This window comes from Streptomyces incarnatus (assembly GCF_001027185.1).
Lineage (GTDB): Bacteria > Actinomycetota > Actinomycetes > Streptomycetales > Streptomycetaceae > Streptomyces > Streptomyces puniciscabiei.
Map to the genome: position 1 here is coordinate 6,504,420 of NZ_CP011497.1, position 25,346 is coordinate 6,529,765.

The window sequence follows — 25,346 nt, forward strand, 5'->3', positions numbered from 1 at the left end:
GCATTGCTGATGTGTCGGGGTGGTGGCCCGAGGCCCTGTGTCCAACTCGGCCCCTCATGGGTCACTATGGCCGGAGGGTCACCGACGTCCGTCATGGGAGGCACCATGAAGCTCGGCAAGGCACTGGCCACCGGGGTCGCCGAGGAGCGGCCGCTCGTCGGCGAAGAGGTCGTCCGCGAGGAGCGGGTCCCGGTTCCCGAGGAGACCGCCGCCCGCGTCGAACCGGCCGAGCCGGCCCGTGAAGAGGTCCCGGCCGCCCGATGAGACTGCGGCTCCCGGTGGAACGCCCCATGGAGCCGCCGACCGGATACAAGATCGCCCACCCGGTGCTGTCCCAGGACGGCACCCGGGCGGGGTTCACCGGAGTGTCGCTCGGCGGCGCGCTGCCGTATGCCGTGCTCGACGACGCCGCGTGTGTCTACGGGCGGCGGCACCGGCCGCCGGCGCGGTTGTGTGACTGCGGGTTCCACTGCGTGCACGATCGCCGTGCCGCCGAGGCCCTGTGGTGCACGGCCGAGCATCGGGCCGCGCTGCTGCTGGAGGTGTCCGTGCTCGGCGCCTACATCCGGTTCGAGCGTGGCTTCCGTTATGCCCGGCAGCGGGTGCGTACGGCGACGGCCGGGCCGTGTGCCTGCGGCGCCGCCGCCGTCGCGCTCGCCGACGCCGGCTGGGGCAGGCCGGGCTGGCGGGTTCTCGGTCCCGTCTGCGCCGGCTGTGTGCGTGGCCGTACGTCCGTCTCGCTCGCCGGCTTCGGCCGGCTGGCCGGGGAGGGGCTGCGGGTCGTGGCGGGGGGTGGGGGTACGGCGTCGCCGTCCGCCGGGTTGGCGCACGGCGGGGAGTTGGGCGTGCCCGAACTGGTTGCCGAGGCGGCGCTGTTGCAGGCGCGGCTCGACTGGTTCCAGAGCCAACTCGCGCGCCTGGGTGAGCGGGGGAGCGGGGGGAGCGGGGGAGCGCAGCAGGGCTGACGGAATGGCCGTCTTCGGGCCGGGTACCCGGGGTTGTGGCGGCCGGGGGTCGCGGGTCGTGGGCGCGGATGCCCACAGCGGCCCTCGCGTGGGTACGGGGTGCCTGTCGCGGGTCGTGTGTGGGTGCCTGTGGCGGGTCCTGTGGCGGCTCGTGTGTGGGTGCCTGTGGCGGGTCCTGTGGCGGCTCGTGTGTGGGTGCCTGTGGCGGGTCCTGTGGCGGCTCGTGTGCGGGTGCCTGTGGCGGGTCCTGTGGCGGCTCGTGTGCGGGTGTCTGTCGCGGGTCCTGTGCGGGTCCCTGTCGGTGCCTGCGGCGGCCCGTGCGGGTGCGTTGTGGCTGGTGTCGCGCCTACGGTGGTGTGTGAGTCGGTGCCGCGCCGGGTGGTGTCCGTCCTCGGTCCGGCGCACTGTCCCTCGCGGGGCGCCGCGGGTTTTCGCCGGCCGCTGCGGGCGGACACCACCCGCCACGTCCCCTCCCCGCCGTGCGCGGCCTCCCCCCGGGGAGGCGCTCGGTGGTCGACGCGATCAGGGAAAGGGCATATCGATGAGGCACAGGATTCCGCACGGGTCGGGCGCCAAGGGGCCCGACGAGCTGCGGCAGCAGATCGAGCACGCCAGGCATCAACTCGGCGACACCGTCGCCCAGTTGGTCGGCAAGGCCGATGTGAAGGGGCGGGCCCGGGTGCGGGCCGCCGATCTGAGGGACAAGGCCGGTGCCATGACCGTACAGCTGCGCGTGAGTGCCGCCCAGGCCGGCCACGGCATGCAGGACCGGGCCGCCAGGGCCGGGCACATGGTGCAGGGCAAGGCGGCTCAGGCCGGGCACATGGTGCAGGGCAGGGCCGCCCAGGCGGGGCATGTGGTGCAGGGCAAGGCCGCGCATGCTGGGCATGTGATGCAGGGCAAGGCCGCGCACGCTGGGCATGTGGTGCACGGGAAGGCCGCCCGGGCCGGGCACGCCGTGCAGGGGCGGGCCGGGCGTGCGGGTGAGGGCGGTGTTCCGCAGCCTCTGCGGGCCGCGCTGCGTCATCCGGGGCCGGTCATCGCCGTGGGGGTGCTGGCCGCGGTCGCCGGTGGCATCGTCTGGCGCCGGCTGCGTCACGGCTGAGCGGCCCGGCGGGTCCACCCTCGTACCGAAAACTCTGTCCGTCTGGACAAAAAAAGTTTTCGGTGCGAGGGTGGACGCATGCTGGACGTGACCGTGATCGAGGACCCCGAGGCGGCGGCCGTGTCGCTGGACCCCATCCGGGCCCGGCTGCTCGCCGAGCTGGCCGCCGAGCCCGCGTCGGCGGCGATGCTGGCCGGCAAGGTCGGGCTGCCCCGGCAGAAGGTGAACTACCACCTCAAGGCGCTGGAGCGGCACGGCCTGGTCGAGCTGGCCGGGGAGCGCCGCAAGGGCAACGTCACCGAGCGGCTGATGCGGGCCACCGCGGCGTCGTACGTCATCTCGCCGCTCGCGCTGGCCGCCGTGCAGCCGGACCCGGACCGCTTCCGGGACCAGCTCTCGGCGCGTTGGCTGCTCGCGCTCGGCGCCCGCCTGGTGCGGGACGTCGGTGCGCTGATCAGCGGCGCCGCGAGGGCACGCAAGCGGCTGGCGACCTATGCCCTGGACGGGCAGGTGCGCTTCGCCTCCGCCGCCGATCGCGCGGCCTTCGTGCAGGAGCTGACGGCGGGCGTGAGCGCCCTGATCCGCAAGTACGACGCCCCCGGCGCCGAGGACGGCCGCGACCACCGGATCGTCGTGGCCCTCCACCCCACGGTCAAGGACCAGCAGCCCACCCCCGCGCTGGATCAGTGAGCAGGAGCCCCGCCATGTCCAAGGAATTCGAGATCGTCCGCGAGTTCGAGGTCGACGTCCCGCCCGAGAAGGTGTGGGAGGCGATCACCTCCGGTACCGGGGGCTATCTGTGGCCGATGGATCCGCCCGAGCCCCGGGAGGGCGGCAAGGGCCCCTTCGGGTCGACCGTCACCGCCTGGGATCCGCCCCACCGCTACACCAACCGCAGCGAGGACGTCGGCTTCCCGGTGCAGTCGGCCAACCAGCTCGACTACACCATCGAGCCCCGCGACGAGGGCCGCCGCGCCTGGGTGCGGTACGTGCACAGCGGCATCTTCACCGACGACTGGAACAACCAGTACGACGGCGCCAGCAAGCACACCAACTTCTATCTGCACACCCTGTGCGAGTACGTGACGCACTTCGCGCCCCGGCCGGTCACCTTCGCCCAGCTGGAAGGTCCCGCGGCCTCGCGGACCACTCAGGCGCTCGCCGCCGTCGGCCGCGCCCTCGGACTCGCCGACGACGCGGCCGCGGGTACCAAGGTCGGCGTGCGGGGACCCGGCGGGCGGGCCTTCGACGCCGTGCTCGACTACCGCAACCCGTACTTCATCGGGCTGCGCACCGACGACGCCCTCATCCGCTTCTTCGGGCGCGGCCACTGGGGCGCCCCGCTCGGCATCAGCATCCACGACTTCGCGCCGGACGCCGACGCCGAGGCGAACGAGAGCGCCTGGCAGGACTGGCTGAACGGGGTGTTCGGCCAGTCCTGACAACGGCCTTGCTCACGGGCGGAAGCGCAGCACCTGCGGGTCGTGGTCGCTGATCTGGTCGTTGAACTCCGCGTTGATGTGCACGGAGTCGTAGTCGAAGTCGCAGCCGCGCCGGATCGCCGGGCTGATCAGGATCTGGTCCAGGACCTGCTCGTTGCCCTGGTAGTCGTAGGTGTAACGCTCGCTCCTCGGCAGCGACTTGATCGCCGACCACAGCTCGCCGTCGCCCTCGAGGATCTTCGCGGTGCCGGAGAACTCAAAGTCGTTCATGTCGCCGAGCGCGATGACGTCCGCGTTCTTCTGGACCTTCAGGATGTCCTTGACGAAGGCGTTCACCTCGGTCGCCTGCGCGTGGCGCTGGATCTCCGAGCTGCGCGTCGGCGGCTGGTACTGCGAGGTCAGGCCCTGGTCGCCGCCCTTGGAGACCAGGTGGTTGGCGATCACGAAGACGGTCTTGCCGCGGAAGACGAACTGGCCGGCCAGCGGCTTGCGGCTGTCCTTCCAGGCCGCGTTCGCCGGGTCGATCCGGCCCGGGGAGACCGTCAGTTCCGCCTTGCCGTTCTCCTTGGTGACGCCGACCGCGGTGGTGGAGTCGCCGCCCGCGCGGTCCACGAAGGACACCCGCTCGGGGTTGAACAGGAACACCTGGCGGATGTTGCCGCCCGGCTCGCCGCCGTCCTGGTCGTTGACCGGGTTGATCGAGCGCCAGTCGTACCTGGGGCCGCCCGCCGCGACGATCGCGTCGATCAGTTTGTTGACGGTCTCACTCGCGTCGACCGTTCCGTCGTCCTTGGCGCCGTTGTTGTCCTGGATCTCCTCCAGGGACACGATGTCCGGCGACTGCAGGTTGTTCACGATCGCGGCGGCGTGCTCGTCGAAGGTGGCGTCGGAGGGGTCGAGGTTCTCGACGTTGTACGTCGCCACCGCCAGCTCGCGGCTCGACTGCTTGCGCGTGGTCTCGCGCTCCAGGCCGCCGCTCTTCAGCGTGCCGAGCTTGCTCGCGACCAGGGTGTAGCCGCCGAACTGGTTGAAGTCCAGCGGGCCGGTGGTGGTGCCCTCCAGGGTGTCGCCGACGTTCGCCTTCGGGAAGTCGGCGGTCGCGCCCAGCGACTGGATCTGCAGCCGGCCGGTGTTCTGCGCGTCGTAGGAGCCGTAGACCGTGCCGCCGCGGCGGTTCGCGTGCTCCCACGGCTTCACCGTGACCCACAGTTCGCTGTAGGGGTCGGTGCGGCCGACCACGCGGGTGTCCTCGACCTGGACGTTCATGCCCTCCAGGGACTCGTAGTAGTCCAGGGCGTCCGCCGACGGGTCCAGGGCCAGGCCGTTGATCGAGCCCGCGGCCGCGGTGTCGCCCGCCGGTGCGTACGCGTCCGGCACCGAGTCCTCGTCGATCACGACCGGCGCCGGGACCGGGTTGCCGGTGGAGACGGTGGTGACCGTCGGCTTGGTGATCTCCGTGACCGACTGGTTGCCGGAGGAGGCGCCGCCGGGGACGTACTCGGAGACCGTGCCGGTCACCGTCACCGAGTCGCCGACCGCGACCTTCGGCGTGGAGCCGGTGAAGACGAAGACGCCCTCGCTGGTGGCCGGGTTGTCGTCCGGGTTCGGATCCTGGATCCAGAAGCCTCTGGAGGAGCCGTACGCGCGCGTGGCCGTGACGACGCCGGGCACGTCCGTCACCTTCTGGCCCGCGAACGGCGATATTCGGGTGGTGCCCTGAATGTCGTGGACGCGCACCGAGTCGGCGTGCGCGGGAGAGGTGAGGACGACGGCGGACGCCGCGCTGCAGACGGCGGCGACGGTGAGCGCGGCGAGGCGCGCGGAAGACCTGCTCGGCAAGGGTTCCCTCCGGGGACGTGACGATGCGCCGGGACGAGGGTGGTACGGGAGCGTGGAGGACTCGTAGCCCTCTGTGACACGCGTAGAGCCGAGTGAACAGTTGTCCCCCCAACTTCTACGCGCGTCAATCTCCTGCCTGACGACGGGAGTTGTCAAGGTTTCGGCCATGTACGGTGGCCGACGGGGAGATGAACCGGGCGGCATGGGTGGAAATCCGTCTAGGCTGAGCGGCTGAGCCCGTTCACGGTCCGAGGAGAACCAGCCGATGTCAGACAGCTCGCCCCTGCCGCCCGTACGGCTGCGCCCCGAAGCGGAGCTGGCACACGCAGCGCTGTCCACTCCGCTGCTCTCCCGCGCCGCCCGCCTCGCCCGCTGGGCCGGGCCCGACACCCGCGTCGACGCCGGCGGCGGACTGGCCGAGGAGCAGCTCCCCGCCGCCGCCGAACTGCTCGGACTGAGCGGCGAGGACGCCGCCGCGTACGCGAGCGAGGCCTGGCGGGTCGCCGTGGACGCCGGACTGGTCGAGATCGTGGACGAGGAGGCCGGGACGGTCCGGACCGGCGAGGAGCTCAACCTGCTCACCGGGGGAGCCCCGGCCGATGTGCTCGCCGTGTGGCTCACCGCGCTGGAGACCGTCATCGCCGACGCGAGCGTCCCCGACCTGGACGATCTGGTCGACGCCCTGGACGAGGGCGGCGAGATCGATTTCTCGTCACTCGACTGGGACCCCGACGCCGAGGCCGAGTTCCTGGACGGCGTCCTCGGCAACCTCTATCTGCTGACGGTGAGTGAGGACGGCCCCGGCGGGGGTCCGGTCCCGCTGCCCGCCCTCGCCGCCTCCATGATCGTCCCCGACGGCATGGGCGAGCCCACCAACGACGTCCTGGAGCAGGTCTCCGACGCGATGATGCGGCTCGACGACCAGTTCCGGGTGCTGGAGCCGGTCGGGCTCGTGGAGTACCAGCCGGTCGACGAGGCGCTGATGGCCGACGCCGAGGAGGAGCCCGCGGCGGCGCCGGACGACACCGACGTCACCCGGTACGGCATGGTCCGGCTCACCCCGCTCGGCGCGTACGGGCTGCGGGCGCGGCTGCTGGAGGCCGGGTTCCAGGCGCCGGCCGTCGGTGAACTCGCCGACAAGGGCGCGGACGCGCTGCTCGACGGCACGGCCGCGTTCGGGCAGGCGGCGGCGCAGGCCGAGACCGAGCAGTGGCTCGCCCGACGCGAACCGCTCGCCGCGGCACGGGAGTTGCTCGCCGCCGCCCGGGGCGCGGACGCGGGCGCCCCGCTGCGCCGGCTGCGCTGCCAGCAGGCCCTGTCCCTGATCGGCGCGGAGGCCGAGCCGGCGCTGCGGGAGGTGCTGGACGATCCGGAACTGGGCGGTCTGGCCCGGGTGTGGCTGAGCGAACGGGGTGCGGTGGGGGTGCCGGCGCCGTCCGAGGAGCTGGTGTTCTGGCTGACCGTCGACACGGTGGCCGCCCAGCTGGCGGCCGAGGGCAACTCCGCGGAGCTGCAGGCGCTGGTGGAGGGGCTGGCCGCGCAGCACAGCGGCTTCTTCTCCGCCGCGTGGCGGGTGGAGCACCCGGCCACCGCCGACGTCCTGGAGGCGATGGGGCGGCTGCACCCGGACAAGAAGGTGGCCAAGGAGGCGCGGAAGGCCGCGTTCAAGGCGCGGTCGCAACACGGGGCCTGACCCGGCTCCTTGAGACGGTCATGGGCCGGCGCATACGGATTCTTGAACGAGGGCCCCCGAAGCAGCCCGGCGTTCAACTCCCGTTCAGGGTACGGCGGGAGCGTGTGCGCGGAACCGCGGTCCGCCACCCTCCACGGCACTCCCACCGTCTCAGGAGACACACCATGTCGCTCACCCGCAGGGACTTCGCCAGAAAATCCGCGTTCACCGGTGCCGGGGTCGCCCTGACGGGCAGCGTCGGCGCGCTCGCCACCGCGCCGAACGCCCTCGCCGCGATCGACATCGACAGCGGCGAGGCGGAGTCGGCCCACGCCGGCGACCACGGCGTGGGCTACGGCCCGTTGGTCCCCGATCCGAACGGCATCCTGGCCCTGCCCGCGGGCTTCAGCTACCGGATCGTCACCCACAGCGGCAGGACCAGACTGGAATCCGGCGAGTTCACCCCGTCCAACCACGACGGCACCGCCGCCTTCGAAGGCCCCCGCGGCACCACGCTCCTGGTCAACAACCACGAGCTGAAGGGCCCGCGCGCCAACTGGACGTATCCCGTGCCGCTCACCGAGGGCCTGGTCTACGACCCCGCCGCCGCCGGTGGCTGCACGGTCGTCGAGGTGCGCCGCGACCAGGTCGCCGAGTGGGTCGGCATCGCCGGCACCTCCACCAACTGCGCGGGCGGCAGCACCCCCTGGGGCACCTGGCTGACCTGCGAGGAGACCGAGGACAAGGCCGGCCAGAACGGCATGACCAAGGACCACGGCTATGTCTTCGAGGTCGACCCCGCCGACCGCCGGGCCAACCGCGACCCCCGGCCCGTCAAGGCCCTCGGCCGTTACGCCCACGAGGCCGTCGTCGTCGACCCCGGGCGTGGCCACCTCTACCTCACCGAGGACGCGGCCGGCCCCAACGGCCTGCTCTACCGCTGGACCCCGCCGGATGGCTTCCGCCACGGCCGCGGCCGGCTGCGCACCCTCGCCGACGACGCCGGGGTGCTCCAGGCCTTCAAGTGCTTCGACTCCGGCGGCAGGTTCGTGGACGACCTGTCCCGCGCCACGAGGATCGGCACGGTCTACGGCGTCGACTGGATCGACGTCCCCGACCGTGACGCCCGGACGGTCCCGGTCCGCAAGCAGTTCACCGACGGCCAGGTCACCCGCGCCCGCAAGCTGGAGGGCATGTGGTGGGGCGACGGCGGCGCGTACGTCGTCTCCTCCTACGCCCGCGCGGAGAGCCCGGTCCGGCACGACGGCCAGGTCTGGTTCTACGACCCGCGGCGCCGCACCCTGACGCTCAAGGTCCTGCTCGGCGTGAACCCGGACCCGGGCACGGACGGCGCCTTCGACGGCCCGGACAACATCACCGTCTCCCCGTACGGCGGCCTGGTCATCGCCGAGGACGGCGAGGGCGTCCAGCACCTGTTCGGCGCCACCGAGAGCGGCCGCACCTACCCGATCGCCCGCAACGAGCTCGCGCTGACATCAGCCGCTGCCACCGCGGGCGGCACGGAAGGCGCCCCGGAGTACAGCGAGTTCACCGGCGTCACCTTCTCCCCCGACGGCCGGACCCTGTTCGCGAACATCCAGGAGCCGGGCATCATGCTCGCCATCACGGGGCCCTGGAAGCGGCAGCGGCGGTAGAACAAAGAGGGCCACTCGAACCCTGCAGGCCCGGAATTAATTCGCTCGCCCGTCCCGCGGCTCCCCTCCTAGAGTGATCCTCGTCCAGGTGCGACAGGCAGGACCTACTTCCGCTCATAACGGGGAGGCCGCGGGTTCGAGTCCCGCCACCGGCTCAACGGGCCGGTGTAGCTCAGGGGTTAGAGCACCAACACGTCGGTTCCGCCGACCTCGATCTCTGGACACCGAAAACTTCATGCACCTCCCGGTGCGCAGGCTGCGGTTACTTCTTTTGCAAAGAGAACCCGGAACCGCCGCCGACTTGATCTCGGGAGGCGCAGCACATGGTGGGTGTCCGGTGCGCAGGCAGCGGTTACTTCATTGGATCGGACGGTTGCGGGTTCGAGTCCCGTCATCGACTTCGGGTCGGTGTAGCTCAATCGGAAGAGCATCTGGGTAAAGTCCGCCGCCGACCCCTGACCTCGGACACCCTCCATTTGCTGTGCCTCCCTCCGAAACACGAGGGAATTCGGGGGAATTCACCATGGCGCGATTCAACACGCGTACCGCCAAGGCACAGCCGGTCTCGCCGGTCACCACCACCGGCCGCACCCTGCTCACCCATGAGGGCGGCCGGGGTCAGGAGCGCGACGCGCGTTCCGAGCTCTTCCTGCTCGCCGTCTCCAACCTCGTCAGCCGGAACACCTTCTATGAGTCCGGCACCGACCGCGACAACCGGTTCGCCCGGCTCGTGCGCGACCTCGCCGTCAGCGACCCGGAGTGGACGGCCGGACTGCTCGGCTGGCTGCGGGGTGAGGGACAGATGCGGACGGCGTCGCTCGTGGGCGCCGCCGAGTACGTGCAGGCGCGTCTTACGGCCGGCGCGACCGGCGGACCGTCGAACCGGCAGGTCGTGGACCGCGTACTCCAGCGCCCGGACGAGCCCGGCGAGTTGCTCGCGTACTGGACGTCGTCGTACGGCCGTGCCCTGCCCAAGCCCGTCAAGCGCGGGGTCGCCGACGCCGTACGACGGCTGTACCACGCCAAGTCGCTGCTGAAGTACGACACCGCGTCCAAGGGCTACCGCTTCGGCGACATCCTGAACCTGGTGCACGCGGCACCGGACCCGGACAAGCCGTGGCAGGGCGAGCTGTTCCGGTACGCGCTCGACCGCCGGCACCGCCCGGACACCGCCGTGCCGCCCGCGTCCCTGCCCGTGCTCACCGCGCACCGCGAGCTGATGGCGCTGCCGGTGCCGGAGCGGCGGGCGGTCGTCACCTCGCCCGGCGGCGCCGAGCGGCTCGCGGCGGCGGGACTCACCTGGGAGGCGCTGGCCGGCTGGCTCCAGGGTCCCATGGACAAGGCGGCCTGGGAGGCCGTGATCCCGTCCATGGGCGCCATGGCGCTGGTGCGCAACCTGCGCAACTTCGACGAGGCCGGGGTGTCCGACGAGGTCGCGGCCCGGGTCGCGGCGAAGATCAGCGACCCGGAGCAGGTCGCGCGCTCGCGGCAGTTCCCCTTCCGCTACCTCGCCGCCTACCGCCACGCGCCGTCGTTGCGCTGGTCGTACCCGCTGGAGCAGGCGCTCGGCCACTCGCTGGCCAACGTGCCCGCGCTGCCGGGCCGGACGCTGGTCCTGGTCGACCGGTCGGGCTCGATGTTCTGGGCGCAGTCCCGGGACCGCTCGGAGCTCACCCGGGCCGACGCGGCGGCGATCTTCGGCACGGCGCTCGCGCTGCGGGCGGCCGACGCCGACCTCGTGGAGTTCGGTACGACCAGCAACCCGATCACGTTCCGCAAGGGCGAGTCGGTGCTGAAGATCCTGGAGCGCTTCGGCAACCTGGGCGGCACCGACACCACCGACGCGGTGCGCCGGCACTACCGGAAGCACGACCGGGTGCTGATCGTCACCGACGAGCAGTACGCCCCGAACCGGCACGGCGACCCGACGGACCGGATCCCGGCCCATGTGCCGGTCTACACCTGGAACCTGGAGGGCTACCGGGCGGGCCACGGCCCGTCGGGAGGCGGGAACCGGCACACCTTCGGGGGCCTCTCGGACGCGGCCTTCCGGCTGGTGCCCCTGCTCGAGGCGGCCCACGACAGCCGCTGGCCGTGGCAGGTCTGAGCGGCATCACCCGGCCCGTCCTCCGGCTCTGAGCGTGGCCCGCACTTCTACGGGGGGTGCGGGCCACCCGGGTGCCGGGTTCCGCCTCTGCCGTGGGATTGTCGTGGAGCAGACTGACATCTAACATTTCAGTTCATGCAGGCTCTACGACCCGTCCCCCGCACCCTCCTGCGGGACCGCGCCTACGCCGCGATCCGGGACGCCATCGTGGCCGGGGAGATCGAGCCCGGCGCGGTGGTGCGCGACGCCGACCTCGCCGAGCGGCTGGGGCTGTCCCGGGCGCCCGTGCGCGAGGCCTTCTCCCGGCTGGTGGACGAGGGGCTGCTGGAGAGCAAGCCGCAGAGCTACACCCGGGTCACCCCGCTCGTCGCCGCCGACGTACGCGACGCGGCCGCCGTGGTGGGCGCCATGCACGAGCTGGTCACCCGGGTCGCCGTGCCCCGGCTGCGCCCGGCGGACGTGGCGGAGATGCGCGCGGCCAACGAGCAGTTCGCCGCCGCCGTGCGCGCCGGTGACGTGGACGAGGCCCTGCGTGCCGACGACGAGCTGCACGACGTGCTGGTCCGGGCGGCCGGCAACCGTGCGGCCGCCGCCACCGTCGCCCGCTACACCCCGCTCATCCGCCGCCTGGAGCGGCAGCGCTTCGGCGAGGGCGGCTCGTGCCGCTCGGCCGGACTGCACGAGCGGCTGATCGCGGCCTGCGCCGCCGGTGACGTGGACGGGGCGGTCCGTGCCACGGAGGAGATCTGGCGCACGCTCACCGAGCTGGCCGACCCCGACTGATCCCTTGATCCCTCGCGTCCCTGGAGGTCCCGTGTCCCTGCCCGCGTCCCTGGCGTCGTACGAGCGTTATCCCCTTCTCTTCGGCCCGTCCCCGGTGCACCCCCTGGAGCGGCTGACCGCGCACCTCGGTGGTGCCTCGCTGTGGGCCAAGCGGGAGGACTGCAACTCCGGGATCGCCTACGGCGGGAACAAGACCCGCAAGCTGGAGTACCTGGTCGCCGACGCGCTCGCCCAGGGCTGCGACACCCTGGTGTCGATCGGCGGGGTGCAGTCCAACCACACCCGCCAGGTCGCGGCCGTCGCCGCCCGTGCCGGACTCAAGTGCGTGCTGGTGCAGGAGAGTTGGGTCGAGTGGCCGGACTCCGTGTACGACCGGGTCGGCAACATCCTGATCAGCCGCCTCGCCGGGGCCGAGGTGCGGCTGGTGCGCGCCGGGTTCGGGATCGGGGTCAAGGAGAGCTGGGAGCAGGCGCTGCGGGACGTCGAGGCGGCGGGTGGCAAGCCGTACGCCATCCCGGCCGGCGCCTCCGACCACCCGCTGGGCGGCCTCGGCTTCGCGCGCTGGGCCCACGAGGTCGCCCGGCAGGAGGAGGAGTTGGGCGTCTTCTTCGACACGGTGATCGTCTGCTCGGTGACGGGGTCCACGCAGGCGGGTATGGTCGCCGGATTCCGGGCGGTCGAGGAGGCGGGCGGACGGCGGCGCCGGGTGATCGGCATCGACGCGTCGGCCAAGCCCGCCGCCACCCGGGAGCAGATCGCGCGCATCGCCCATGGCACAGGCCGACTCATTGGCCTCAGGTCCGAGTTGACCGAAGCGGACATCGAGCTGGACGAGCGGTACCACGCGGGGACGTACGGCATCCCGGACGAATCCACCCTGGAGGCGATGCGGCTGGCCGCGCGCACCGAGGGCATGGTCACCGACCCCGTGTACGAGGGCAAGTCGATGGCCGGGCTCGTCGATCTCGTCGGACGCGGTGAGATCGGCGCGGACTCCACCGTGCTCTACGCCCACCTCGGCGGCCAGCCGGCACTGAACGCCTACAGCGCCCTGTTCTGACGGCAACGACGGTCCGCACCAGGTGTCCGCGGGGGCTTCCGCGCAGGCCGTGGGAGGCCGGCTCGATCATCCGCCGGAGTCCAGGGCGGCGGCCGTCGGCGGGCAGAGCCATGATGGCAGTGTGCCCCAGCCCTCGACGCCCACCGCCCCAACGCCTCGCCCCCCAACGCCTCGCTCAGCCGAGGGACCCCGCTCGACCGAGGGACCCCGCTGGGCCGAGGACCCCAGCCGGGCCCGGGAGGCGCGTCCGGTCGAGGAGTCCCGTCCGGCGGAGGACTCCTGCTGGGCCGAGGACCCCCGCCAGGCTCGGGAGGCGCGTCCGGTCGAGGAGTCCCGTCCGGCGGAGGACTCCTGCTGGGCCGAGGACCCCCGCCGGGCCCAGGAGGCCCGTCCCGTCGAGGACCCCCGTCCGGCCGCCACCCCCGGTCGCGTCGAGTCGGCTCCCACTCCCCGGACCGCCGTGGCCTGGCTGCCTCCGGCTGAGCTGTGGCCCGTCATCCAAGGCATCCGTGCCGAGCACGACCCGCAGATCCGGCGCTGGCCGCCCCATGTGAACCTGATCTTCGGGTTCGTGCCGGAGGAGGACTTCCCGGCGGCGCTCCCGGTGCTGGCCGGCGCGGCCGCCGAGTGCGCGCCCTTCGACATCCGCCTCGCCGGGGTCCGCTTCTTCCGCCACCGGTCCTGGTCCACCGTGTGGCTCGACCCCGCCGCGGCCGGCGCCGCGCCCTGGACGCGGCTGAGGAGCGTGCTGGCGGAGCCCTTCCCGTCCTGCACGGACCGCTTCCCCACCTTCACCCCGCACCTCTCGCTCGGCCGCACCCGTGCCCCGCGCGTCCTCGCGGCCGAATGCGCCGCCCGGCTCGGCGTGCTGCACGCGCGCGTGGCCGAGATCGTGGTGCTGTCCCGCCGCGGCGACGGCCCCATGCGGGCACGCGCCGTGATCGGCCTGGGCACCGGAGCCGTACGCCACCACCTCGGGCCGGATCCGGCGACCGGCGGGTACGAGCCACCGGAACGGCACTGAGCGGGCCGCCCGGGTCCCGGTAGGATTCGGGGAGAATCCCCGGTTGGCGAGGAGTTCCCGGATGCCGCAGGTCAGGCCCATGCGCGCGGACGCTCGCCGCAACTACGAGCGACTGCTGGAGGTCGCGGCGGAGGCCTTCGCCGAGCATGGGGAGAACGCCTCGCTGGACGACATCGCCAAGCGCGCGGGCGTCGGCTCCGGCACGCTCTACCGGCACTTCCCGACCCGTCAGGCGCTGCTGGAGGCCGCGTACGTGGACCGGATCGAGGCCATGGCGGCCCGGGCCGACGAGTTCGCCGCCCAACTGCCGCCGGGCGCGGCGCTGGTGGAGTGGCTGGGCGCGGTGTGTGCCGGGGCGATCCAGGTGCGCGGCCTGAAGGCCCTCCTGGGGTCGGCCGTCACCGACGGCGGCTCGGTCGCGGACACGGCCTGCGGCACCCATATGAAGGACGCGGCCCGGCGCCTGGTGGAGGCGGCCCAGCGGGAGGGCAGCCTGCGGGGGGACGTCGAGCCGGTCGAGGTCCTGCGCCTCGCGCACGGCGTGGCCTCGGCGTCGGAGCTCGCGGACGGGCAGGGGAGGCAGATCCGCCGCTATCTGTCGCTGCTGATGGACGGACTGCGGCCGGGCGGGCAGGCCTGAGAGCCGGGCGCCCCTGGGGGACGGGGCGCCGCCGGCTGTCGTACGGCCGTCTACAGAGCCCGCGCCCCCGGCTCCACCATGTTTCTCACCGTCCGGGCCTTCACGAAGTCGCCCAGCGCCGTCATGTCCCACTCGCCGGAGAACTGGCGGATGAGCTTGGCCATCAGCACGCCCGTCTGGGGCTCGGCGTGGGTGAGGTCGAAGCGGACCAGTTCCTCGCCGGTGGTGCCGTCCAGCAGGCGGCAGTAGGCCTTGGCGACCTCGGTGAACTTCTGGCCGGAGAAGGAGTTGACCGTGAAGACCAGTCCGGTGACCTCCTGGGAGAGGCGGCCCAGGTCGACCGTGATGACCTCGTCGTCGCCCGCGCCCTCGCCGGTGAGGTTGTCGCCGGAGTGCCTGATCGCGCCGTTCAGGATCGTCAGCTTGCCGAAGTAGCAGCTGTCGATGTGATTGCGCTGCGGGCCGTAGGCGATGACCGAGGCGTCCAGGTCGATGTCACTGCTGTGGAACGCCGGCTCCCAGCCCAGCCCCATCTTGATCTGGGAGAGCAGCGGGCGGCCGCCCTTCATCAGGGACACGGTCTGGTTCTTCTGGAGGCTGACCCGGCCCTTGTCCAGGTTGATCTTCCCGGCGCCCGGGGCGGGAGCGGGCGGGGCCGGGGGAGCGGAGACCGGCGGGGCCGGCGGGGTGACCGGTGTCCGCACGGTGGGCGCCGGCGGAGCCACCGGCTGCGGCGGCGCGGTCGGCTGCGGTGGCGCCGCCGCGGCCGTCGCCGGCTCCTCCACCGTCACTCCGAAGTCCGTGGCGATGCCGGCCAGCCCGTTGGCGTACCCCTGGCCGACCGCGCGGGCCTTCCAGACGCCGCCCCGGCGGTAGATCTCCACGACGACCAGCGCCGTCTCCGCACCGAGCTGGGGCGGGGTGAACGTGGCCAGCACCGCGCCGCCGTCCGCGTCGCGGATCGTGGCCGTCGGCTCGATGCCGTGGAAGGTCTGGCCGGCCGCGTCCGGGCTGGCCGTGACCACGATCTTCTCGATGTCCGGCGGGACGGCGGCGGTGTCGACCGTGATCGCGTCGGGGGCCGTACCCCCGCCGGACGCGTGGTTCACACCCGGGCCCGTGGGCTGGTTGTAGAAGATGAAGTCGTCGTCCGAGCGCACCTTGCCGTCGGCGGTGAGCAGCAGGCCCGACACGTCGAGCCGCACGGGAGCGGTGACGTCCACCGTCACGCGCACGGCGGGGAGAGGGATGTTCGAGCCAGGGGTCATAGCTGTCATGCCGGATGAACGAACGACACCGCTTTACCGTTCCCTTACCCGACCCCCATTCGGCTCAGGGTCCTCACCCCGAGGCGGCTCAGGGTACGACCACGATCTTCCGGCCCACGCCCGCCGCGAACTGCTCCAGCGCCTGCGGGTACCGGGCCAGCGGGATCCGGTCGCTGATGAACACCTGCGGGTCCAGCACCCCGTTCGCGAACAGCTCGGCCGCCCGCTCGAAGCTGTGCAGCACCGCCATGGAGCCGGTGATGGTGATCTCCTGGTTGTAGACGCGGTACGGGTCGATCGTCACCCGGGTCGCGTAGTCGGCCACCCCGAACTGCAGGAACGTGCCCGCCTTCGCCACCCGGTCCAGGCCGTCCTGGATCGCGGCCGCGTTGCCGGTCGCGTCGACGACGACGTCCCAGCCCTGGGGCCGGTCCAGTTCGTCCGCGCTCGCCGCCGAGGCGGACACACCCAGCTGCCGGGCGGTCTCCAGCCGCGCCGGGTTCACATCGACCACGTCCACGCTCGCCGCGCCGGTCCGCTTGGCCAGCTCCAGCATCATCAGGCCCATCGTGCCGGAGCCGTAGATCAGGACGTGGGCGCCGAGGCGGGACTGCAGGACGTCGTAACCGCGCACCGCGCAGGACAGCGGCTCCACCAGGGCCGCGTCCTCGGTGCGCACGTGCTCCGGCAGCTTGACGCAGTTGGCCACGGGCGCGACCGCGTACTGTGCGGCGCCGCCGGCCGTGGTCACACCGATCGCGGCCCAGCGTTCGCACAGGTTGTTGTGGCCGGTACGGCAGTAGCGGCACTCGTAGCAGTACAGGGAGGGGTCCACGGCCACCCGGTCGCCGACCGCGACCTCGGTGACCTGGGCGCCGACGCCGACCACCTCGCCCGCGAACTCGTGGCCGGGGACGATCGGCAGCTTGGGCGCGAACTCGCCCTGGAGGATGTGCAGATCGGTGCCGCACAGCCCGCAGGCGGCCACTTCCACGACGACCTCCCGGGGGCCCGGAGCCGGGTCCGGCACCTCGGTGACGACGGCGCGGCCCACGGACTCGATGACGGCGGCCTTCATTTCACGGCTCCCAACGACAGGCCCTGGACCAGCTTGTCCTGGGCGGCGAACCCCGCGGCGAGCACCGGCAGGGAGACGACGAGCGACGCGGCGCACACCTTGGCCAGGAACAGGCCCTGGCTGGTGATGAAGCCGGTCAGGAAGACGGGGGCGGTCTCGGCGACCACGCCCGTGAGGACTCGGGCGAAGAGCAGTTCGTTCCAGCTGAAGATGAAGCAGATCAGGGCGGTGGCGGCGATGCCGGGCAGGGCGATCGGGGCGACCACGCGCGCGAGGATGGTGGGCAGCCGGGCGCCGTCGATCTGCGCCGCCTCGATCACCGCCACCGGGACCTCGGCGAGGAAGGACTGCATCATCCACACCGCGATCGGCAGGTTCATGGAGGTGTAGAGGATGACCAGGAGCCAGATGTTGTCGAGCATCCCGGTGTTCTTCGCGAAGAGGTAGATCGGCAGCAGGCCGGCCACCACCGGCAGCATCTTCGTGGACAGGAAGAAGAACAGGACGTCCGTCCACTTCCGCACCCGCCGGATGGACAGCGCGTACGCCGCCGGGAGGGCGAGGAGCAGCACGCAGACCGTCGACACCACCGAGGCCACGGTGGAGTTGACCAGCGCGGGCCAGGGGCTCGCGCCGCCGCCCGCCCCGAAGAACTTGCGGTAGCCGTCGAGGGTCAGTGAGGCGGCGAAGGACGGCGGGTTGGTCGCCGCGTCCGCCTCGGAGTGGAAGGACGTCAGCGCCATCCAGGCGATGGGCAGGAAGAACACGATCCCGGCCAGCCAGGCCACGAGACCCAGACCGTTGCGGCGGAGCACGGCGTTCATGCGCGGGACACCTCCTCGCGGAACAGGGACGACACCACGCGCAGGGCGAAGGTCGCGATGACGATCGAGCCGATGACCACCAGGACGCCGGCGGCCGAGGCGAGGCCGTTCTCGTGGGCCTGGTAGAAGCTCTGGTAGACGGTGTAGGGCAGGTTGGCGGTGCCGAGTCCGCCGGACGTGATCGTGAAGACCGCGTCGAAGTTCTGGACGATGTAGATCGAGCCCAGCAGCGCGCCGAGTTCGAGGTAGCGGCGCAGGTGCGGGAGCGTCAGATGGCGGAAGACCTGCCAGTCGTTCGCGCCGTCCACCCGCGCGGCCTCGATCTGCTCGGGGTCACGGCTCTGCAGCCCGGCGAGCAGGATCAGCATCATGAACGGCGTCCACTGCCACACCAGAGAGGCCTCGACCGCGAGCAGCGGAGTGTTCGAGATCCAGTCGGGCTGTGGGCCGCCCACATAGTGCAACAACCCATTGAGAAGGCCGTATTCGGGGTTGTAGAGCACATGCTTCCAGAGCAGGGCCGCGGCCACCGGTACCACCAGGAAGGGCGCGATGAGCAGGGTCCGTACGACGCCCCGGCCGTGGAACCTCCGGTTCAGCAGCAGCGCCAGCGCCAGCCCGAGGACCAGGCTGACCAGCACCACCGTCACCGTGAGCAGCACGGTCGTCCAGACCGAGTGGCGCAGGTCCGCGTCGGTCAGCACCTGGCGGTAGTTGTCCAGGCCGGTGAAGTGGCGGGCCTTGGGATAGAGGGCGTTCCAGTCGAAGAAGGAGATCACCAGCGTGGCCACGAACGGCAGCTGAGTCACGATGATCATGAAGACGAGGGCGGGCAGGAGGGGGGCCCGGGTGGCCCAGGCGCGCAGGCGGGCGGAGGGCTGCCGCGCGGCGCGTACCGGTGTGGTGGCGAGGGGTGCTGTCGTCGCGGTCATCGTCCCTCGTACTCCTTGGAGATCTTCTCGGCGAGCGCCTGCGCGTGTTTCAGGGCCGTGTCGACGGACTGGCGTCCGGCGATGGCCGCACTGATCTCCTGGGAGACCTTGGTGCCGAGGTCGGTGAACTCGGGGATGTCGACGAACTGGATGCCGGGCGCGGGCCGCGGCTGTACGCCGGGGTCGTTCGGGCGGGCGGTCTCGATGGCCTGCTTGGTCATGTCCTGGAAGGCGGCGGCCGAGGCGCGGTACTCGGCGTTGGTGTACGTCGACGCCCGCTTGCCCGCCGGGACGTTCGGCCAGCCGCTGGTCTCGCCGACCAGCCGCTCGTACTCCTTGCTGGACGCCCAGGACACGAACTTCCAGGCCTTGTCCGGGTTGCGGGACGCCTTCTGGATGCCCCAGGCCCAGGTGTAGAGCCAGCCGGAGGACGACGTCTTCTCCACGGGGGCGGGGGCGTAGCCGAGCTCGCCCTTGACGGGGGAGCCCTTCGCCTCCAGCAGGCCGGCCGCGGACGTGGCGTCGTACCACATGGCGACCTTGCCCTGGGTCATGTCGTTGAGGCACTCGGCGAAGCCGGACTGGGCGGCACCGGACTCGCCGTGCCCGCGCACCAGGTCGACATAGAACTTCGTCGCCTTCTCGAACTCGGGGGAGTCGAGGTGCGCCTTCCAGTTCCTGTCGAACCAGGTGCCGCCGAAGGTGTTCACCACGGTGGTCAGTGGTGCGATCATCTCGCCCCAGCCGGGCAGGCCGCGCAGGCAGATGCCCTTCATGCCGGGCCTGGCACCGTCGACCTGCGCGGCGAGGCCGGCGATCTGCTGCCAGGTCGGGTGGGCCGGCATGGTCAGGCCCTTCGCCGCGAACACGTCCTTGCGGTACATCAGGAAGGACGACTCGCCGTAGAAGGGCTGGCCGTAGAGCTTGCCGTCGGAGGCGGTCAGGGACTGGCGCATGGGGCCCAGGACGTCCTGTTCGTCGTACGACGGGTCCTTGGCGACGTAGGAGTTCATCTCGTGCAGCCAGCCGTTGCGGGCGTAGATGGGTATCTCGTAGTTGCTCAGGGTCGCCACGTCGTACTGCCCGGCCTGGTTGGCGAAGTCCTGGCTGATCTTGTCGCGGACGTCGTTCTCGGGCAGGACCGTGAAGTTGACCTTGATGCCGGTCTCCTTGGTGAAGCGGGGGGCGAGCTTCTGGAGTTCGGTCATCTGGGGGTTGTTGACCATCAGTACGTTGATGGAGTCGCCGCCGGAACCGGTCCCGCCCGCACCGACCCAGCAGCCGGAGAGCAGCGGGGCGAGCAGCGTCCCTGCGGCGGCCATGGCGAGTCTGGCTCGCGGCCTCCGTCGGCTCTGGGTTCGCATGGATCGCTCCTGGAGATATCTGGATATAAGGGGCACTTGGAGGTGCGAAGCGCCCCCAAGGGGAGTGAGTTGGATGTTCGGATTCGGACTTCTCAGACCCTGATGACCTGTGGGCCCAGCAGGGAGTAGCGGTGGGCCTCGGCGGCCGGGAGCTGGGTGCTCGTCACGATCGTCTCCAGCGCGCCGACCTCGGCGAACCGGCAGAAGCTGACCGCGCCGAACTTGGTGTGCACGCCCGCGAAGACGGTCCGGCGCGCGGCCCGTATCGCCTGCGCCTTGACCTCGCTGACGGCCGGGTCGGGGGTGGTCAGGCCGTGCTCGCGGGAGATGCCGTTGGCGCCGATGTAGGCGAGGTCGAGGACGAAACCGGCGAGCATCTTCGTCGTCCAGTGGTCGACGGTCGCCAGCGTGCCCGCCCGGACCCGGCCGCCGAGCAGCAGCACCTGGATCTGCTCGGCCTCCGCCAGGGCGCCCGCGACCGGCAGGGACGCGGTGACCACGGTCAGCGGCCGGTCCGCCGGCAGGGCCTCGGCGATGAGCTGCGGGGTGAAGCCCTCGTCGACGAAGACCGTCTCGGCGTCCCCGAGCAGCTCGGCCGCCGCGGCCGCGATCCGGCGCTTCTCGGGCACATGGCTGGTGGCGCGGAAGGCGAGCGTCGTCTCGAAGCCGGCGCTCTCCACCGGATAGGCGCCGCCGTGCGTACGGCGGACCAGGCCGTGGTCCTCCAGGGCGCGCAGATCGCGCCGGATGGTCTCCTTGGCCACGCCCAGCTCCGCGGCCAGCGCGGTGACGTCGACCTGGCCGGTGGCGCGCGCGGCCCGCACGATCTCGCGCTGGCGTTCTTCCGCCGTCCTGGTGGTCATCTCGTCACCCACTTCCCTGTGGAGCTGCCCGTTCGGGCCCATGGGGGAAGTTCTACCGTCGCTCTCCGGCGCTGACCAGGCCTGTTGCGGGCCCGATACTGCCCGTTCGTGCCCGTTCACCGAGGGCGGTGCCCGGCCCGGACCTGCGCGGCTGCGTCGTGCGGGGTGGGAGCGGGCGTCCCGGACGCCCGAATGCGGCGGCGGGCGGGCCCGTTCGGTGCCCGCCCGCGCGCGTGAGCGATCGTTCCGCGCCACCGGGAGCGCTTCGGACGGTTGCCCGAGGCGCCCGGGAGGCTCAGTACGGCCAGATCGGCGGGTCGCTCACGAAGTGCCCGCCCAGGTGGCCGTGGGCCGGGTTCCGCGGGTCCAGCTCGCCCTGCTCGGCGATCAGCTTCCCGGCGTACGGCTCGGAGTCGTCCTGCGGCTCGTAACCGAGCGCCCGCGCGGTGCTCAGGTCCCACCACAGCCGGGTGTTGGCGGAGGAGCCGTACACGACGGTGTGGCCGACCTCCTCGGCGGTCAGGGCCGCGTGGAAGAGGCGGGCGCCGTCGGCCGGGCTCATCCACACCGAGAGCATGCGCACGCTGGTCGGCTCCGGGAAGCAGGAGCCGATGCGCACGGAAACGGTCTCCAGGCCGTGCTTGTCCCAGTACAGCTGGGCGAGGTCCTCGCCGAAGGACTTGGACAGGCCGTAGAAGGTGTCCGGGCGGCGCGGGGTGCCGACCGGGATCAGCGGCTCGCCGGGGCGCGGGGCCGGGGTGAAGCCGACGGCGTGGTTGGAGGAGGCGAAGACGATCCGGGGCACGCCCTCCTGGCGGGCGGCCTCGTAGAGGTTGTAGGTGCCCTCGATGTTCGACCTCAGGATCTTCTCGAAGGGGGCCTCCAGGGAGATGCCCGCGAGGTGCAGGACGGCGTCCACGCCCCGCACCGCCTCGCGCAGGGCCGCCGTGTCGGAGAGGTCGGCGGTGATCGCGTCGGGCTCGTCCTCGAGGGGGCGCACGTCGAACAGGCGCAGCGTGTAGCCGTACTCCGGCAGCAGGGACCGCATCAGGGTGCCGAGCCCGCCGGCGGCGCCGGTGAGCAGAACGGTGCGGGGAGCGGGCATCCTCGGTTCTCCTTGCGGCCGGTATTCACATACGTGGACACGCTAGAGAGGTTCGCCGTACACCGTCAAGTGTCACGTGAGGTCGGTGAATTCGCTTCGGGTGGTGCGGGTTTGCCTGCTTGACCTGCCGCAAGAAGGCCCCGTAGCGTGGTCGCGTTCAGAAATATGGACGAGGATCAGAGGCATGCACCGGCGTGTGCGACGCGTCGGCGTGCCCCGAGGGAGAGCCCGTTGACGCCAGCCCCGCTCACCGAACGGCTCCGTGCACCGAGCGGGCCGCTCTTCTTCCCCGTCACGGCCTTCGGCCCCGACGGCTCGCCCGACCTCGACGTCTACCGCACCCACGTCCGCCGGGGCGTCGCCGCCGGTGCCGCCGCCGTGTTCGCCTGCTGCGGCACCGGGGAGTTCCACGCCCTGCTGCCGGAGGAGTTCGAGGCCTGCGTCCGGGCGGCCGTGGAGGCTGCCGAGGGGCGCGTCCCGGTGGTCGCGGGCGCCGGCTACGGCACCGCGCTCGCCGTCCGCTACGCCCGCCTCGCCGAGCGGGCCGGCGCCGACGGCCTCCTCGCCATGCCGCCGTACCTCGTCCTCGCCGGCCAGGAGGGCCTGCTGCGGCACTACCGAGAGGTCGCCGCGGCCACCGCCCTGCCCGTCGTCGTCTACCAGCGCGACAACGCCGTCTTCACCCCGCGCACGGTGGTGGGCCTCGCCCGCACCGACGGGATCATCGGCCTCAAGGACGGCCTCGGCGACCTCGGCCTGATGCAGCGGATCATCAGCGCCGTACGCACGGAAGTCCCCGGCGACTTCCTGTACTTCAACGGCCTGCCCACCGCCGAGCAGACCCAGCTCGCCTACCACGCCCTCGGCGTCCCCCTGTACTCCTCGGCCGTCTTCTGCTTCGCGCCCGAGATCGCCCTCGCCTACCACCGGGCCCTGACCGCGGGCGACGGCGCGACCCTGCGGCGCCTCCTGGACGGCTTCTACCGCCCGTTCGTGGAACTGCGCGCCCAGGGCCGCGGCTACGCCGTCTCCCTCGTCAAGGCGGGCGTACGGCTGCGCGGCCTGGACGTCGGCGAGGTCCGGCCCCCGCTGCACGAGCCGGCAAAGGAGCATGTCAAACAACTCGCCCAGCTGATCGAGCGGGGCCGCGCGCTGCTGGAGGAGGACGCGTGAGCGCGTGCCGGCGGCGTGAGCAAACGGTGACATGGTCCGGAGGGCGACACGTGAGCACGCGTCGGTACGGCTGGGAGGAGGCCGCGTGAAGGCGTCGGCGTTCGTCTACCCCTGGGACGTGGGCGGGGACCCCGAGGCGCCCGCGCGGATCGCCGGGCTCGGCGTGGAGCAGGTCACCCTCGCCGCCGCCTACCACTCCACCCGCGCCCTGACCCCCCGCCACCCCCGCCACCGCATCGTCACCGCCGAGTACGCGGCCGTCCTCTACCCGCCGGACCACCGCTGGGCGGGCCGCGGCATCAGGCCCTACCCCGCCGGCCGCTGGGCCCCCGGCGACGCCTACGGCGAGGCGGCGGCGGCCCTGACCGCGGCGGGCCTCGAGGTGCACACCTGGGTCGTCCTCGCCCACAACTCCCGCCTGGGCGCCGAGCACCCGGACACCTCGGTGGTCAACGCCTACGGCGACCGCTACCCCTGGGCGCCCTGCATCGCCCAGTCGGCCACGCGCGCGTACCTGGTCGACCTGGCCGCCGAGGCCGCCGTACGCCCCGGCGCGCACGGCACCGAACTGGAGTCCCTCGGCTGGTACGGGCTCCAGCACCTGCACGCCCACGACAAGACCGGCGGTGTCGCCCTCGGGGAGGCCGGGCAGTACCTGATGTCCCTGTGCTTCTGCCCGTCCTGCCAGGCCGGGTACGCCGGACAGGGCCTGGACCCCGGGGAGCTCGCCGCGTCCGTGCGGGCCGCGCTGGAGCCGCTGTGGCGGGGCGCGGCGGACGACGAGGGCTGGCCCACGGTCGGGAAGCTGCTCGGCGAGGAGAACGCGGCCCGCACGCGCGCGTGGCGCGAGGACACCGCCGGCACCCTCCAGGAGGAGGCCGTCGCCGCCGTACGCGCCGCCGCACCGGCCGGCTTCCAGGTCCTGCTGCACGCCGACCCCGTCTCCTACCACTGCGGCGCCAACGCCGGCGTCGACCCCGCCCGCGTCCTCGCCGTCGCCGACGGCGTGGTGGTGCCCTGCACGGGCGGTACGGCCCTGCTGGCGCCCTTCGCCGCAGCGGCCCCGGAGCGGACGGTGCTGGCCGCCAACCTCACCGTCGTCTCCGGCATGGGCGGCAGCCCCGGCACCCTCGCGGCGGACGCGGCACGCGCGCGTGCGCACGGCGCGACCGAACTGCGGCTCTATCACGCCGGGTTGGCGTCGGACGGAGACCTCGCCGCGGTGCGCGAGGCGCTCTCGGCGCGCTGAGCCAGGGACGCCGCCGTACCGAGCAGCGCGAGGCCGTACACCGGCAACAGCACCGCGGGCGGGGCGAGTCCGACCAGGCCGGCGCCGACGCCGAGTCCGATCACGTTGGGCGTGAAGACCAGGGTGCTCGCGGTGGCCGTCGCCCGGCCGAGCAGGGGGCCGGGTGTCTCCCGCTGGACGGCGGTGAACGCGGCGACGAGCACACAGGGCAGCCCGAGACCGCCCGCCGCGGACGACGCGAGGGCCACCGCGTCCCACGGCACGGCACGCGCGGCCACCGCGAGCGCCGTCAGCGCGATCCCCGCCGCCGCGAACCGGAGCGCGCCCAGCCGCCGCAGCGCGGCGCCCGAGACGAGCCCCGCCGTCACCGAACCGGCGCCCTGGACGGCGTACAGCACGCCCGTGTACGCGGGGGAGTGACCGAGCCGGTCGACGACGGCGTACAGCGTCGTGCTGCACAGGGCGGTCAGGAGCATCGTCGCACCGCCCGCCCGGACCAGCGGGCGCAGCCCCGGGTGCCCCCACAGGTGCCGGACGCCCGCCACGGTCTCCTCGCGCCAGCTGCCGCCGGACCGGACGGGCCGCTCCTCGCGCACCCGCAGCAGGGCGTACAGCCCGGCGGCGACCGCGAAGGTGCCCGCGTCCAGGCAGGCGACGGCCGGACCACCGCAGGCCGTGTACAGGCCCGCCCCGGTCAGCGGGGCGACGAGCTTCATCCCCTCGGTGACGGCCATGCGCAGCCCGTTGAAGTCACCGCGGCGCTCGGCGCCGATCGCCGCGGTCACCAGGGCCGACTCCGCCGCGTCATGGACGACCTCGGCGGCGCCGTAGACCAGCAGGACGGTGAAGAGCAGCCACAGGCCGCCCGCGGAGTCCACGGTGCACAGGGTGGGCAGCAGGGCCGCCAGGCCCGCGTTCAGGCCCACCAGCAGGGGCTTGCGGCGGACGCGGTCGGCGATCGTGCCCAGCGCCGGGCCCGCCAGGGTGGGCGCCCACATGGCGAGCATGCACAGCGCGGCCAGGCCGTCGGACCCGGTGAGGTCCTTCACCCACACGCCCGAGGCCAGGAACAGCGCGGAGTCGCCGAAGCCCGACACCACCACCGCGGCCAGATACAGCCCCGCGTCGCGGTCCCGCAGCACGCGGAGCAGGGTCCAGGAAGTCGTCATGCCCGCTCAGCGTGGGGATAAGGCGGGCG

At 72.5% G+C, this 25,346-nt stretch carries 23 protein-coding genes; 14 read left to right on the top strand and 9 right to left on the bottom strand.

The window, feature by feature from the left end:
• The first annotated feature begins 105 nt into the window (after positions 1-105).
• From ABB07_RS29390 to ABB07_RS29410, 5 genes are all read left to right on the top strand, one after another.
• On the top strand, positions 106-264 hold the full coding sequence (locus ABB07_RS29390; protein WP_208901538.1) for a hypothetical protein: 159 nt from the start codon (positions 106-108) through the stop codon (positions 262-264).
• A complete protein-coding gene (locus tag ABB07_RS29395; RefSeq protein WP_208901539.1) occupies positions 261-965 on the top strand; it encodes a hypothetical protein in 705 nt (234 codons plus the stop codon). Before ABB07_RS29390 ends, ABB07_RS29395 begins: the two co-directional genes overlap by 4 nt.
• A gap of 541 nt (positions 966-1,506) precedes the next feature.
• Positions 1,507-2,070 carry a DUF3618 domain-containing protein gene (locus ABB07_RS29400; protein ID WP_208901540.1) on the top strand — a complete coding sequence of 188 codons (564 nt, stop codon included), beginning with the start codon at positions 1,507-1,509 and terminating at the stop codon, positions 2,068-2,070.
• A gap of 78 nt (positions 2,071-2,148) precedes the next feature.
• Complete coding sequence (locus tag ABB07_RS29405) at positions 2,149-2,760, top strand: ArsR/SmtB family transcription factor (protein ID WP_208901541.1); 612 nt, start codon at positions 2,149-2,151, stop codon at positions 2,758-2,760.
• A gap of 14 nt (positions 2,761-2,774) precedes the next feature.
• Positions 2,775-3,512 (top strand): SRPBCC family protein, encoded by a 738-nt coding sequence (locus ABB07_RS29410; RefSeq protein ID WP_208901542.1) that lies wholly within the window; start codon positions 2,775-2,777, stop codon positions 3,510-3,512.
• A gap of 12 nt (positions 3,513-3,524) precedes the next feature.
• On the opposite strand, the gene ABB07_RS29415 is transcribed toward ABB07_RS29410, so the two are convergent.
• Entirely contained in the window at positions 3,525-5,351 is a 1,827-nt protein-coding gene (locus ABB07_RS29415) for an endonuclease/exonuclease/phosphatase family protein (protein ID WP_208901543.1), read from the bottom strand.
• A 265-nt stretch (positions 5,352-5,616) separates the two neighbouring features.
• Between ABB07_RS29415 and ABB07_RS29420 the strand changes: the two genes are divergently transcribed.
• The 7 genes from ABB07_RS29420 to ABB07_RS29450 all read left to right on the top strand — a co-directional run bounded on the left by ABB07_RS29420 (position 5,617) and on the right by ABB07_RS29450 (position 14,292).
• Complete coding sequence (locus ABB07_RS29420; RefSeq protein ID WP_208901544.1) at positions 5,617-7,044, top strand: hypothetical protein; 1,428 nt, start codon at positions 5,617-5,619, stop codon at positions 7,042-7,044.
• Between the two features lie 164 nt (positions 7,045-7,208).
• Positions 7,209-8,678 carry an alkaline phosphatase PhoX gene (locus ABB07_RS29425; RefSeq protein WP_208901545.1) on the top strand — a complete coding sequence of 490 codons (1,470 nt, stop codon included), beginning with the start codon at positions 7,209-7,211 and terminating at the stop codon, positions 8,676-8,678.
• Positions 8,679-9,201: 523 nt separating this feature from the next.
• Complete coding sequence (locus ABB07_RS29430) at positions 9,202-10,785, top strand: TROVE domain-containing protein (RefSeq protein ID WP_208901546.1); 1,584 nt, start codon at positions 9,202-9,204, stop codon at positions 10,783-10,785.
• Between the two features lie 135 nt (positions 10,786-10,920).
• The gene (locus tag ABB07_RS29435; protein ID WP_208901547.1) at positions 10,921-11,568 is read left to right on the top strand and encodes a GntR family transcriptional regulator; all 648 of its coding nucleotides are present in this window, start codon (positions 10,921-10,923) and stop codon (positions 11,566-11,568) included.
• A 31-nt stretch (positions 11,569-11,599) separates the two neighbouring features.
• On the top strand, positions 11,600-12,628 hold the full coding sequence (locus ABB07_RS29440) for a 1-aminocyclopropane-1-carboxylate deaminase (protein ID WP_425264771.1): 1,029 nt from the start codon (positions 11,600-11,602) through the stop codon (positions 12,626-12,628).
• 121 nt (positions 12,629-12,749) lie between these two features.
• A complete protein-coding gene (locus ABB07_RS41060; protein ID WP_244189554.1) occupies positions 12,750-13,652 on the top strand; it encodes a 2'-5' RNA ligase family protein in 903 nt (300 codons plus the stop codon).
• A gap of 61 nt (positions 13,653-13,713) precedes the next feature.
• The gene (locus ABB07_RS29450; RefSeq protein WP_208901548.1) at positions 13,714-14,292 is read left to right on the top strand and encodes a TetR/AcrR family transcriptional regulator; all 579 of its coding nucleotides are present in this window, start codon (positions 13,714-13,716) and stop codon (positions 14,290-14,292) included.
• 50 nt (positions 14,293-14,342) lie between these two features.
• Here the strand turns inward: ABB07_RS29450 and ABB07_RS29455 are convergent, their stop codons facing one another.
• The 7 genes from ABB07_RS29455 to ABB07_RS29485 all read right to left on the bottom strand — a co-directional run bounded on the left by ABB07_RS29455 (position 14,343) and on the right by ABB07_RS29485 (position 21,726).
• Complete coding sequence (locus ABB07_RS29455) at positions 14,343-15,560, bottom strand: TerD family protein (protein WP_208901549.1); 1,218 nt, start codon at positions 15,558-15,560, stop codon at positions 14,343-14,345.
• Between the two features lie 88 nt (positions 15,561-15,648).
• Complete coding sequence (locus tag ABB07_RS29460; protein WP_208901550.1) at positions 15,649-16,638, bottom strand: zinc-dependent alcohol dehydrogenase family protein; 990 nt, start codon at positions 16,636-16,638, stop codon at positions 15,649-15,651.
• On the bottom strand, positions 16,635-17,462 hold the full coding sequence (locus ABB07_RS29465) for a carbohydrate ABC transporter permease (RefSeq protein WP_208901551.1): 828 nt from the start codon (positions 17,460-17,462) through the stop codon (positions 16,635-16,637). The genes ABB07_RS29460 and ABB07_RS29465 overlap by 4 nt, the downstream gene beginning before the upstream one ends.
• Positions 17,459-18,394: a carbohydrate ABC transporter permease gene (locus tag ABB07_RS29470; protein ID WP_208901552.1), complete on the bottom strand. Its 936-nt coding sequence runs from the start codon at positions 18,392-18,394 to the stop codon at positions 17,459-17,461. The genes ABB07_RS29465 and ABB07_RS29470 overlap by 4 nt, the downstream gene beginning before the upstream one ends.
• The gene (locus tag ABB07_RS29475) at positions 18,391-19,758 is read right to left on the bottom strand and encodes an ABC transporter substrate-binding protein (protein WP_208901553.1); all 1,368 of its coding nucleotides are present in this window, start codon (positions 19,756-19,758) and stop codon (positions 18,391-18,393) included. Before ABB07_RS29475 ends, ABB07_RS29470 begins: the two co-directional genes overlap by 4 nt.
• A gap of 92 nt (positions 19,759-19,850) precedes the next feature.
• Positions 19,851-20,621, bottom strand: coding sequence for a DeoR/GlpR family DNA-binding transcription regulator (locus ABB07_RS29480; protein ID WP_208901554.1), 771 nt, complete (start codon positions 20,619-20,621; stop codon positions 19,851-19,853).
• Between the two features lie 295 nt (positions 20,622-20,916).
• A complete protein-coding gene (locus tag ABB07_RS29485) occupies positions 20,917-21,726 on the bottom strand; it encodes an NAD-dependent epimerase/dehydratase family protein (protein WP_208901555.1) in 810 nt (269 codons plus the stop codon).
• Between the two features lie 231 nt (positions 21,727-21,957).
• On the opposite strand from ABB07_RS29485, the gene ABB07_RS29490 reads away from it, so the two are divergent.
• Together ABB07_RS29490 and ABB07_RS29495 are read left to right on the top strand one after the other, a co-directional pair.
• Entirely contained in the window at positions 21,958-22,899 is a 942-nt protein-coding gene (locus tag ABB07_RS29490; protein WP_208901556.1) for a 5-dehydro-4-deoxyglucarate dehydratase, read from the top strand.
• An 85-nt stretch (positions 22,900-22,984) separates the two neighbouring features.
• Positions 22,985-24,148, top strand: a complete 1,164-nt coding sequence (locus ABB07_RS29495; RefSeq protein WP_208901557.1) for a hypothetical protein — start codon at positions 22,985-22,987, stop codon at positions 24,146-24,148.
• Here the strand turns inward: ABB07_RS29495 and ABB07_RS29500 are convergent.
• Positions 24,085-25,317, bottom strand: coding sequence for an MFS transporter (locus ABB07_RS29500; protein ID WP_208901558.1), 1,233 nt, complete (start codon positions 25,315-25,317; stop codon positions 24,085-24,087). The genes ABB07_RS29495 and ABB07_RS29500 overlap by 64 nt on opposite strands.
• Positions 25,318-25,346: the final 29 nt, after the last annotated feature.

Excerpts from the sequence above, each read along its gene's own strand:
- ABB07_RS29460 (WP_208901550.1), bottom strand. The coding sequence starts at position 16,638 with ATGAAGGCCGCCGTCATCGAGTCCGTGGGCCGCGCCGTCGTCACCGAG.
- ABB07_RS29435 (WP_208901547.1), top strand. The coding sequence starts at position 10,921 with ATGCAGGCTCTACGACCCGTCCCCCGCACCCTCCTGCGGGACCGCGCC.
- ABB07_RS29455 (WP_208901549.1), bottom strand. The coding sequence starts at position 15,560 with ATGACCCCTGGCTCGAACATCCCTCTCCCCGCCGTGCGCGTGACGGTG.
- ABB07_RS29450 (WP_208901548.1), top strand. The coding sequence starts at position 13,714 with ATGCCGCAGGTCAGGCCCATGCGCGCGGACGCTCGCCGCAACTACGAG.
- ABB07_RS29480 (WP_208901554.1), bottom strand. The coding sequence starts at position 20,621 with ATGACCACCAGGACGGCGGAAGAACGCCAGCGCGAGATCGTGCGGGCC.
- ABB07_RS29500 (WP_208901558.1), bottom strand. The coding sequence starts at position 25,317 with ATGACGACTTCCTGGACCCTGCTCCGCGTGCTGCGGGACCGCGACGCG.
- ABB07_RS29420 (WP_208901544.1), top strand. The coding sequence starts at position 5,617 with ATGTCAGACAGCTCGCCCCTGCCGCCCGTACGGCTGCGCCCCGAAGCG.
- ABB07_RS29425 (WP_208901545.1), top strand. The coding sequence starts at position 7,209 with ATGTCGCTCACCCGCAGGGACTTCGCCAGAAAATCCGCGTTCACCGGT.
- ABB07_RS29475 (WP_208901553.1), bottom strand. The coding sequence starts at position 19,758 with ATGCGAACCCAGAGCCGACGGAGGCCGCGAGCCAGACTCGCCATGGCC.
- ABB07_RS29405 (WP_208901541.1), top strand. The coding sequence starts at position 2,149 with ATGCTGGACGTGACCGTGATCGAGGACCCCGAGGCGGCGGCCGTGTCG.
- ABB07_RS29430 (WP_208901546.1), top strand. The coding sequence starts at position 9,202 with ATGGCGCGATTCAACACGCGTACCGCCAAGGCACAGCCGGTCTCGCCG.
- ABB07_RS29400 (WP_208901540.1), top strand. The coding sequence starts at position 1,507 with ATGAGGCACAGGATTCCGCACGGGTCGGGCGCCAAGGGGCCCGACGAG.
- ABB07_RS29390 (WP_208901538.1), top strand. The coding sequence starts at position 106 with ATGAAGCTCGGCAAGGCACTGGCCACCGGGGTCGCCGAGGAGCGGCCG.
- ABB07_RS29395 (WP_208901539.1), top strand. The coding sequence starts at position 261 with ATGAGACTGCGGCTCCCGGTGGAACGCCCCATGGAGCCGCCGACCGGA.
- ABB07_RS29410 (WP_208901542.1), top strand. The coding sequence starts at position 2,775 with ATGTCCAAGGAATTCGAGATCGTCCGCGAGTTCGAGGTCGACGTCCCG.
- ABB07_RS29470 (WP_208901552.1), bottom strand. The coding sequence starts at position 18,394 with ATGACCGCGACGACAGCACCCCTCGCCACCACACCGGTACGCGCCGCG.
- ABB07_RS29465 (WP_208901551.1), bottom strand. The coding sequence starts at position 17,462 with ATGAACGCCGTGCTCCGCCGCAACGGTCTGGGTCTCGTGGCCTGGCTG.
- ABB07_RS29485 (WP_208901555.1), bottom strand. The coding sequence starts at position 21,726 with ATGCCCGCTCCCCGCACCGTTCTGCTCACCGGCGCCGCCGGCGGGCTC.